Below are 9,740 nucleotides of genomic sequence, written 5' to 3'. Positions count from 1 at the left end.
TTCATGACCAACTAAACGGACCACTGAGGGGGGGTGGAAGAACAGTAATTCATGTTGTTTTTTGACAAGAAAGAGGTGCCGAGGGTGATGGGTGGGTGGTAGTCGGTGCCGGTTATGTCAGTAACGGACAGAGTACAGGGCTGTTCGGCGGTCGGCTGCCCTTTACCCTGCACTGCCGCCGGCACGACGCCGAGGGGCTGCAGCCGGCCGCCGCCAGCCGCAAAATCGACTATCCCAGACCGGACGGGGTGCTGTCCTTCGACAGGCTGTCGTCCGTCCACCTGGCCAACGTCGGTCACCGGGAGGATCAGCCCTGCCACCTGCGGCTGGCGGATCCCACCCTGCCGGTGCGCGACAACCTGCCCCGGTACGCCGAGCCGGCCCAGCGCTACTGCCCCGCCGGCGTCTATGAAATCGTCGCCGGGCCCGCTGGCGAGCGGCTGCAGATCAACGGCCAGAACTGCCTGCACTGCAAGAGCTGCGACATCAAGGATCCGGCCGGCAACATCCACTGGACGGCGCCGGAAGGGGGCGGCGGCCCCCGTTATCCCAATATGTAGGGAGTTGGCACCGGCTTACTTGCCCGAGGTCAGGGTGCTGTAGCTGGTGATCAGGTTGCGGTAGTCGGGGATGTGGTTGGAGAACAGGGTGCCCAGCCCCTCGATGTCGTTGCGCCAGTCCCGGTGCAGCTCGCAGGCCACGCCGAACCAGGTCATCAGCTGGGCGCCGGCGGCGGTCATCCGATCCCAGGCGGCGTCGCGGGTCAGCGCGTTGAAGGTGCCCGAGGCGTCGGTCACCACGAACACTTCAAAGCCTTCCTCCAGCGCCGACAGGGCGGGGAAGGCCACGCACACCTCGGTAACCACACCGGCGATGATCAGCTGCTTCTTGCCGGTGGCCTTGACCGCGGCCACGAAGTCCTCGTTGTCCCAGGCGTTGATCTGCCCCGGGCGGGCGATATAGGGCGCGTCGGGGAAGGCTTCCTTCAGCTCGGGCACCAGGGGGCCGTTCGGACCCTGCTCGAAGCTGGTGGTGAGTATGGTCGGCAGCCCGAAGTACTTGGCCAGGTCGGCCAGGGCCAGCACGTTGTTCTTGAACCTGTCCGGCTCTATATCACGTACCAGGGACAGCAGGCCGGCCTGGTGATCGACCAGCAGCACGGCGGCGTTGTTTTTGTCCAGACGAACGTAGGGCTTGCTCATGGTTTTGCTCCTCGATGGTGGTGTGCCTGATGGCACTGTGGTCCGGCGGCGGCCCTTGCCGCCGCCGGGCGGGTTCAGCTCATGGCGCCGAAGCGGCCGCTGTTGAAGTCGTCGATGGCCTGGCGGATCTCGGCCTCGCTGGTCATCACGAAGGGGCCGTAGCCGACCACGGGGTCGCCCAGGGGTTCGCCGCTGAGCAGCAGCAGGGTCGCCTCGTCGTTGGCCTCCAGGCTGATCTGCTCGCCGTCGGGCTCGAACAGCACCAGTTGCGCCTCCCGGGCCAGGCTCTGGCCGTTGACCAGCACGGCGCCCTTCAGCACCACCAGGGCCGTGGTCCAGCCGGCGGGCAGGCTGAATTCCTGGTAGCCGTCCCGGTTCAGGCGCAGATCCCACACCTGCATGGGGCTGAAGGTCCGGGCGGGCCCCTGGCGGCCGGCGAAGTCACCGGCGATCAGCCGCAGCCGGCCGGCGCCGTCGTCCAGATCGATATCGGGAATGGCGGCGCTCGCGATGGCCTGATAGCCGGGTGGCGTCATCTTGTCCCTGGCGGGCAGGTTGACCCACAGCTGCACCATCTCCAGATCGCCGCCACTGCGGGTGAAGGCCTCGGAGTGGAACTCCTCGTGCAGTATGCCGGCCCCCGCCGTCATCCACTGCACGTCGCCGGGGCCGATGACGCCGCCCTTGCCGGTGGAGTCCCGGTGGGCGACCTCGCCTTGATAGACGATGGTGACGGTCTCGAAGCCCCGGTGCGGGTGTTCGCCCACCCCCCTGGGCCGCTCGGCCGCGGGAAAGTGGGCCGGCCCGGCGTAGTCCAGCAGCAGGAAGGGGCTCAGTTCGGCGCCATGGCTGTGGTAGGAAAACAGCGAGCGGACGGGGAAACCGTCGCCCACCCAGTGGGCGCGCGGCGCGCTGTAGATGCCGGCGATTCGTTTCATGGTGCTCTCCCGCAAATGGATGATGTAGGAAATTCTAGTCGTGGGACGAAAAAGCGGTAGAGGGTGGATTTGAGAATCAGTGTTCTATATAAGGAACGATAGGGTAGCGAAAGGAGGGAGAGGCCCATGCAGGATCTCAACGATCTTTATTACTTCGCCGCCGTGGTCGATCACGGCGGCTTCTCTCCGGCGGGGCGGGCCCTGGGGATCCCCAAGTCCAAGCTGAGCCGGCGCATCGCCCTGCTGGAAGAGCGGCTGGGGGCGCGGCTGCTGCAGCGCTCCACCCGCCACTTCTCGGTGACCGAGGTGGGGCAGCGCTTTTACGGGCACTGCAAGGCCATGCTGGTGGAGGCGGAAGCGGCCCGGGATCTGGTGGCCTCGACCCAGGCGGAGCCGAGGGGGGTGGTGCGCCTGAGCTGCCCCATCGCCCTGCTTCATGCCCATGTGGGCCAGATGCTGGCCGGTTTCATGGGGCGCTACCCCCAGGTGACCCTGCACCTGGACGCCACCAACCGGCGGGTCGATCTGGTGGGCGAGGCCATCGACGTGGCCATCCGGGTGCGGCCGCCGCCGCTGGAAGACTCCGAGCTGGTGCTGCGTACCCTGGCCGACCGGGCCCAGTGCCTGGTGGCCAGCCCGACGCTGCTGGCGGAGCGGGGCGAGCCGCGGGTACCGGCGGAGCTGGGCCGCTTGCCGAGCCTGGCCCTGGGCGCACCCCAGGAGCTGTACAGCTGGGAGCTGTACGGCCCGGACGAGGTCCAGGCCCAGATCCTGCACCGGCCCCGCTTCGTGACCACCGACATGCTCGCCCTGCGCGCGGCGGCCCTGGCCGGGGTGGGGGTGGTGCAGCTGCCGGTGATGATGGTGCGCGAGCCCCTGGCCGCCGGCGCCCTGGTCCGGCTGCTGCCGGCCTGGCAGCCGCGGCGGGAGATCATCCACGCGGTCTACCCTTCCCGCCGCTGCCTGCTGCCCTCGGTGCGGGCCCTGCTCGACCACCTGGCCGAGGGCTTCGCCGAGCTGGATGAAGACTAGAGCACCGCTTAGTTTAAAACGTGAGCAGCGTGATACCTCACCGGTAGGCGCCCGTTTACGTGGCGCAAACCGGCAAAGGGCGGGGGGCGTGAACACTGGGCGCCGTCTTCCCGTCGGCTGAAGCGACGGCTACAGCGGCACAAACCGACGGCTACGCAGTGCCTGGCTGCCCAATTTTTAAACTAATACTGTGCTCTGGCTGAAAACAGGATGGTGTTGTTATCAAAATAAAACCGGCGCCCTGGGGCGCCGGTGTTGTACGGGGAGGTCGATCAGGCCTTGCTGGCCGAGGCCTTGCTGGCCGAGGCCTCGCTGGCGGTGTCGCTGCCGCGACGGGGGAAGCGGATTTCCTCTTCCTTCTCGCCGGAGTGGGGGTCGTTGAAGCGGGCCAGGTCCATGGCGCCTTCGCTCTTGCCCACGATGCAGGTCACCACCGAGTCGCCGGTGATGTTGACCGCGGTGCGGAGCATGTCGAGCAGGCGGTCGACCCCGATGATCAGGGCGATGCCTTCCACCGGCAGGCCGACCTGGTTCAGCACCATGGCCAGCATGATCAGGCCCACGCCGGGTACGCCGGCGGTGCCGACGGAGGCGAGGGTGGCGGTCAGGATCACCATCAGGTAGTCGCTGAAGCTCAGGTCGATGTTGAAGGCCTGGGCGATAAAGGCGGTGGCCACCCCCTGCATGATGGCGGTGCCGTCCATGTTGATGGTGGCGCCCAGCGGCACGGTGAAGGAGGCGACCCGGTTGTCCACGCCCATGCGGCGGGTGGTGGTCTCCATGGTCACCGGTATGGTGGCGTTGGACGAGGCGGTGGAAAAGGCGAACATGATGGCGTCTTCCATCTTCTTCAGGAAGGTGAGCGGGCTCAGGCCGGTAAAGGTCTTGAGCATCAGGCCGTAGGTCACCAGGGCGTGCAGCACCAGGGTGCCGGCCACCACCAGGAAGTACTCGCCCAGGTTGACGATGGCGTCCAGCCCCAGGGTGGTGAACAGCTGGGCCATCAGGCAGAACACGCCGTAGGGGGCGATGTTCATCAGCAGGGTCACCAGCTTCATGATCACTTCGCTCACGTCACCGAAGAAGGCGGCGATACGCTCGCCCGGCTTGCCCGCCAGGCTGACGGCGATGCCGAACAGCACCGCGAACACGATGATCTGCAGGGTGTTGCCCTGGGCCATGGAGTTGATGGGGTTGGTGGGGAACATGCCGATGAACACCTCACCCAGGGACGGGGCTTCCTTGGCGGCGAAGGTGCTGGCGGTGGTCAGATCCACGCCCTGGCCGGGCTGGAACAGGGTGCCCATCAGCAGCGCCAGGGAGATGGCGATGGCGGTGGTGGCCAGGTAGAAGGACAGGGTCTTGCCGCCCAGGCGGCCCAGGGTGGACAGATCCTTCAGCGAGCTGGTGCCGCACACCAGGGACACGAAGATCAGGGGTACCACCAGCATGCTCAGGCTGGCGATAAAGATCTTGCCGCCCACATGGAGCAGGCCGTTGACCAGGTAGTCGTGCACCAGGGCGACATCCGCCAGCAGGGTGCGGAAGATAAAGCCGGCCAGTATACCCAGGCCCATGCCCAGCAGGACACGGCCGGTGAGGGACAGTCTTTTCTTGTCGGTTGTCATCAGGTGGATTCTCCATATCCGATGTGGAAAAGCAAAACGGCATCGGCGTCGATGCCCGAACTGGGGCCGCCAGAGCCGGAAGATCCGGAGGCGGGCGGTCAGTACCGCGTACCAGGTATCAGCAAGGAGAATGCCAAGTTTTTAATTTCCACTTAACTTGTTGTTTTAAAAGAGTTAAATGACAAGGTGCCGACGCGGGAGCAGGGTGGGAAGGGGTATAACCAGGGTTATGGATTTGGTGGTTGTTGTATCCAACTTTTTTATTATCAAAGGGTTATTTGTTATTCCCTGGTTATAGCCTTAACCCTGGTTATAGGGGTTCGGGGAGGGACTCAGTCCTCCCCGGTGTTTTTCTTCAGCCGCTTGCTCAGGGCCGGCTGGGAGATGCCGAGCAGGCGGGCGGCCAGCGACTGGTTGCCCTGGGCCCGGCGCATGGCTTCGGCCACCAGCAGCTCGCCGGCCTGCTGCAGGGTGGGCAGGGTGTCGAGCTGGCTGAACAGGGGCTGCTCCGGCTCGTCCTGCGGCACGAGCGTGGGGTTGTCCTGGCCCAAGGCCTGGCGGAACACCTCCATCGACAGCATATGGCTGCGGTGCCGGCTCATGGCGTCGAACACCAGGGCGCGCAGCTCGCGCACGTTGCCGGGAAACTCGTAGTTGGCGAGCAGCACCGGCAGCTCCCTGGGCAGGGTCGGCACGCTCTTGCCCAGCTCCTCGGCCGCCTCGGCCAGGAAGTGGGCCAGCAGCAGGGGCAGGTCGCCCTTGCGCCGGCGCAGGGGCGGTATCTCCACCTGGTGGATGCGCAGCCGGTAGTAGAGATCCTTGCGGAAGCCGCCGTCCTGCTGCTTTCTGGCCAGATCCTGGTGGGTGGCCACCACGATGCGGGCCCGCAGCCGCTTGGGCCTGTCGCTGCCGAGGGGATAGTACTCGCCCTCCTGCAGCAGGCGCAGCAGCTTGACCTGGGAGGCCTGGCTGAGATCGCCGATCTCGTCCAGGAACAGGGTGCCGCCGGCGGCCTGCTCTATCATGCCGGCCCGGGCCCGGTCGGCACCGGTAAAGGCGCCGCGGTGGTGGCCGAACAGGGTGTCGGCGAAGACGTTGTCATCCAGCCCGGCGACGTTGACGCTGACCATGGGGCCCTGTGCATCGCCGAGGCGGTGGATGGCCCGGGCGATCAGCTCCTTGCCGACCCCGCTCTCGCCGCAGATCAGCACCGGCTGGCGGCTGACGGCGATGGCCTCCAGGTACTGGAACACGGATCTCATGGTCTTGTCCTGGGTGACGATATCGGCGAAGGCCTCGGGCTTTTCCAGGGTGTCGGTGAGGAAGCGGCGGCGCATCTCCTGGTTTTCCTGGCGCATTTCCTGGGCCTGGATGGCGCGGCGGATGCCGCCGATCAGCCGGTCTTCCTCCATGGTCTTGACGAAGTAGTCGTAGGCGCCGAGGCGGATGCAGTTGACCGCCGTTTCCAGCTGGTTCAGGCCGCTGAGGATGATGGCGCCGATGTCGGGATGCTCTTCCTTGATGCGCGCCAGCAGCTCCTCGCCGGACAGGTGCGGCATGGTCAGGTCGAGCAGCACCAGGCCGATGGGCTCCCGTGCTATGGTGGCCATCACCTCGCGGCTGTCGGTGCAGCGGTAGAGGTGGTTGATGCCCTGGCGCTCCAGGGCGATGCTCAGGCTGCGCAGAAAGGGGGCTTCGTCGTCCACCAGCAGCACCCCGAAGCCGGGATAGCGGTTATTGGTGATCACTCTGGTTTCCTTTGAGGGCGGGCAGGGTGAGGGTGGCGGTGGTGCCCTGGCCGGGGGTGGAGTCGTATTCCAGCCGGCCGCCGTGCTCCTGCACTATGCCGCTGGACACCGCCAGGCCCAGGCCGATGCCGCCCTGCTCGCGTTTGGTGGTGAAAAAGGGATCCCGCAGCCGGGACAGGTGCTCCGGGGCGATGCCCCGGCCCTGGTCGCGGACTTCCAGGCACAGCTCCCGGCTGCCGGCCAGGTAGCGGGTGCTCACCCGGATGCCCTGTTCCGGGCCGGTGAGCGCCTGGCAGGCGTTGACGATCAGGTTGATCACCACCTGCTCGATGCGCTGGCCGTTGCCGCGAAAGGGCGGCAGCCCCTCGCCGTAGCTCACCTCGAAGTGGTGGCTGGCCTTGCGGATGCTGGTGTCGACCAGGCGGATGGCGGTGGCCACCACGGCGTTGAGATCCACCGTCTCGTTGAGCTCGCCCGGGCCCTGGCGGGCGAAGTCGCGCAGGTCGTCGACGATGCGGCGGATGCGGTCGGCGCTGGTGAGCATGTCGTCCAGCATGGCCGGGATCTCGTCGCGCATGCGGCTGTAGGGCAGGCCGCCCAGGTAGAAATCGCCGTGGCTGTGGTAGTGCGCTTCCAGGATCTCCTCGGCATCCTGATAGGCCTCTTTGAGTACCGGCAGGTTGAGCAGCAGCAGGCCGCTGGGGTTGTTGATCTCGTGGGCCACCCCCGACACCAGTATGCCGAGGGAGGCCATCTTGTCGGCCTGCAGCAACTGCTGCTGCTGGCGTTCCAGCTCTCGGCTGCGGCGGTCCACTTCCCGGCGCAGGGTCCGGTTCCAGATCATGATGGCGGCCAGCCCCAGCAGCAGCAGCAGGGAAACCAGGGCGGCGGCCAGGCCGATTTTCTTCCAGGGCAGGCCCGGGCTTTCCAGCGGGCCCAGCCACTTGTCATACAGGGCCTGCTGGCGGCCGGTGTTCTTGAGAATGGCCAGCCCCTCGCTGAAGCGGGCCAGCAGCGCCTCGTTGCCCTTGGTCACCATGTAGCCGTAGCGGTGGGGCGGGAAGGGATGGCCCACCGGCGCCAGGTTGGACAGCTCCAGCTCCCGGCCGAGATAGAGGCCGGGCAGGTTGGCCACCAGGGCGAAGTCGTGCCGGCCGGAAGCCAGCAGCCGCAGGGCGTCGGAGTGGGTGTCGACCGGCACGGCCAGGGCATCGGGGGCGAGCCGGCTGAGTTGTTCGTGCATGATGCTGTCGCGCTGCACTATCACCTCCCGTCCGGCCAGATCGGCCAGGCTGACATTGGCCGCCTCGCCCTTGCGGGCGAACAGGGAGTGGTTGATCAGCGCATGGGGCGGGGAAAAGGCAAACCAGCGGGCCCGCTCCGGGGAGAAGACGGCGCCCTGCAGCACGTCCAGCTCGCCGTCGAGCAGGCGCCGGCGCATCTGCTGCCAGTGGCCGAGCTCGATCTCCACCTGCATGCCCATCACCTCGGCGATGGCCAGGGTCAGCTCGGTATTGTAGCCGTCGGGCTCCCCCTGTTCGTTGATGAACTCGTAGGGCGGGTAGTTGAGGTCGCCCCCCACCCGGATCACGCCACCCTGGGCGGCGGCCGGCCCGGCCAGGCCCAGCCAGAGCAGGGCCGCCCACAGCCGGCCAGCCGGCCAGGCCGGGTTGCGCTTGTCCGCTTGCCGTGTTCAGGAGCCCTCTCGTTCATGCCGTCCGCCCGCTGCTGCAAAGGCGACAGTATACCATCACTCGGGCGGGGCGTACCCGGGCGGCGCTCAGTCGTTGCTGGTGGCGGCAATCTTGTGGATGCTGAGATCGGCGCCGTTGAACTCCTGCTCGTCGCTGAGGCGCAGGCCCACCACCATCTTGATACCGCCGTACACCAGCAGGGCGCCGAGCACGGCCACGGCGATGCCGGCCAGGGTGCCGATCAACTGGGACACCAGGCTGACCCCGCCCAGGCCGCCGAGGGACGACTGACCGAAGATGCCGGCGGCGATGCCGCCCCAGGCGCCGCACAGGCCGTGCAGCGGCCAGACCCCGAGCACGTCATCGATCTTCCAGCGGTTCTGCTGCAGGGTGAACAGCCACACGAACAGGGCGCCGGCCACGGCGCCCACCGCCAGGGCACCGATGGGGTGCATGATGTCGGAGCCGGCGCACACCGCCACCAGCCCGGCCAGGGGACCGTTATGGATAAAGCCCGGGTCGTTCCTGCCGAGGATCAGGGCGGCGATGATGCCGCCGACCATGGCCATCAGCGAGTTGATCGCCACCAGGCCGGAAATGCCGTCCAGGGTCTGGGCCGACATCACGTTGAAGCCGAACCAGCCGATGGACAGTATCCAGGCGCCCAGGGCCAGGAAGGGGATGTTGGAGGGCGGAAAGGCCACCAGCTTGCCGCCCTTGTAGCGGCCCTGCCGCACGCCCAGCAGCAGCACCGCCACCAGGCCGATCCAGCCGCCCACCCCGTGCACCACCACCGAACCGGCGAAGTCGTGGAAGGCGGCGCCGAAGGTGGCCTCCAGCCAGGCCTGGAAGCCGAAGTTGCCGTTCCAGATCAGCCCCTCGAAGAAGGGATAGACGAAGGCCACGCTCAGCGCCGAGGCGGTGAGCAGGGGCCAGAACCGGGCGCGTTCGGCGATGCCGCCGGAGACGATGGCCGGGATGGCGGCGGCGAAGGTCATCAGGAAGAAGAACTTCACCAGCTCGTAGCCCTGGCCGGCGGACAGGGTGTCGGCGTCCTGGAAGAAGGTGACGCCGTAGGCGACCCAGTAGCCGACGAAGAAGTAGGCCACGGCGGAAAAGCCGAAGTCGGTCATGATCTTGGCCAGGGCGTTGACCTGGTTCTTGTGGCGCACCGTGCCCACTTCGAGAAAGGCGAAGCCGGCGTGCATGGCGAACACCATCACGGCCCCCATCAGGATGAAGAGGGTGTTGGCGCTCTGCGCCAGGCTGTCGATGGCGCTGCTGATATTGTCCATGGATTGATCTCCTCGGGCCCGCCGGCGGCGGGCCATCACTGCACGATGATGGTGCATTTGCCAAACAACTTGTCCAAAGTGGTGCGCGCACTGTCGTGCCGGGGCGGTCATGGACCCGGACGGATTTTTGGTCTTATTGTCAAGCTATTGATTAATAAGTTAAAAATATCCCTCTGGCACCACCTTGGTGCGCGGGCCCTGTT

General features: G+C 66.6%; 7 protein-coding genes and 1 pseudogene. 2 read left to right on the top strand and 6 right to left on the bottom strand.

Annotated features, from left to right (window positions below):
* Positions 1-140: 140 nt before the first annotated feature.
* Positions 141-560: pseudogene (locus CGX12_RS03135) on the top strand (4Fe-4S dicluster domain-containing protein); the annotation flags it as partial.
* A 15-nt stretch (positions 561-575) separates the two neighbouring features.
* Here CGX12_RS03135 and ycaC read toward each other — a convergent pair.
* Both ycaC and CGX12_RS03125 read right to left on the bottom strand, forming a co-directional pair.
* Complete coding sequence (ycaC, locus tag CGX12_RS03130) at positions 576-1,202, bottom strand: isochorismate family cysteine hydrolase YcaC (RefSeq protein WP_094038439.1); 627 nt, start codon at positions 1,200-1,202, stop codon at positions 576-578.
* Between the two features lie 74 nt (positions 1,203-1,276).
* Positions 1,277-2,140, bottom strand: a complete 864-nt coding sequence (locus tag CGX12_RS03125) for a pirin family protein (protein WP_094038438.1) — start codon at positions 2,138-2,140, stop codon at positions 1,277-1,279.
* A 126-nt stretch (positions 2,141-2,266) separates the two neighbouring features.
* Between CGX12_RS03125 and CGX12_RS03120 the strand changes: the two genes are divergently transcribed.
* Positions 2,267-3,172: a LysR family transcriptional regulator gene (locus tag CGX12_RS03120; protein WP_094038437.1), complete on the top strand. Its 906-nt coding sequence runs from the start codon at positions 2,267-2,269 to the stop codon at positions 3,170-3,172.
* 272 nt (positions 3,173-3,444) lie between these two features.
* Here the strand turns inward: CGX12_RS03120 and CGX12_RS03115 are convergent, their stop codons facing one another.
* The 4 genes from CGX12_RS03115 to CGX12_RS03100 form a co-directional block, all read right to left on the bottom strand.
* Positions 3,445-4,800 carry a dicarboxylate/amino acid:cation symporter gene (locus tag CGX12_RS03115; protein WP_094038436.1) on the bottom strand — a complete coding sequence of 452 codons (1,356 nt, stop codon included), beginning with the start codon at positions 4,798-4,800 and terminating at the stop codon, positions 3,445-3,447.
* Positions 4,801-5,132: 332 nt separating this feature from the next.
* The gene (locus CGX12_RS03110) at positions 5,133-6,548 is read right to left on the bottom strand and encodes a sigma-54-dependent transcriptional regulator (protein WP_217898108.1); all 1,416 of its coding nucleotides are present in this window, start codon (positions 6,546-6,548) and stop codon (positions 5,133-5,135) included.
* Positions 6,535-8,139 carry a transporter substrate-binding domain-containing protein gene (locus tag CGX12_RS03105; RefSeq protein ID WP_254918192.1) on the bottom strand — a complete coding sequence of 535 codons (1,605 nt, stop codon included), beginning with the start codon at positions 8,137-8,139 and terminating at the stop codon, positions 6,535-6,537. The genes CGX12_RS03110 and CGX12_RS03105 overlap by 14 nt, the downstream gene beginning before the upstream one ends.
* 189 nt (positions 8,140-8,328) lie before the next feature.
* Entirely contained in the window at positions 8,329-9,537 is a 1,209-nt protein-coding gene (locus CGX12_RS03100; protein ID WP_094038434.1) for an ammonium transporter, read from the bottom strand.
* Between the last annotated feature and the right edge of the window lie 203 nt (positions 9,538-9,740).

The organism is Zobellella denitrificans (genome assembly GCF_002237365.1).
Lineage (GTDB): Bacteria > Pseudomonadota > Gammaproteobacteria > Enterobacterales > Aeromonadaceae > Oceanimonas > Oceanimonas denitrificans.
Note: the sequence above shows the minus strand (reverse complement) of the source record. Positions and strands in the feature narration are given on the sequence as shown.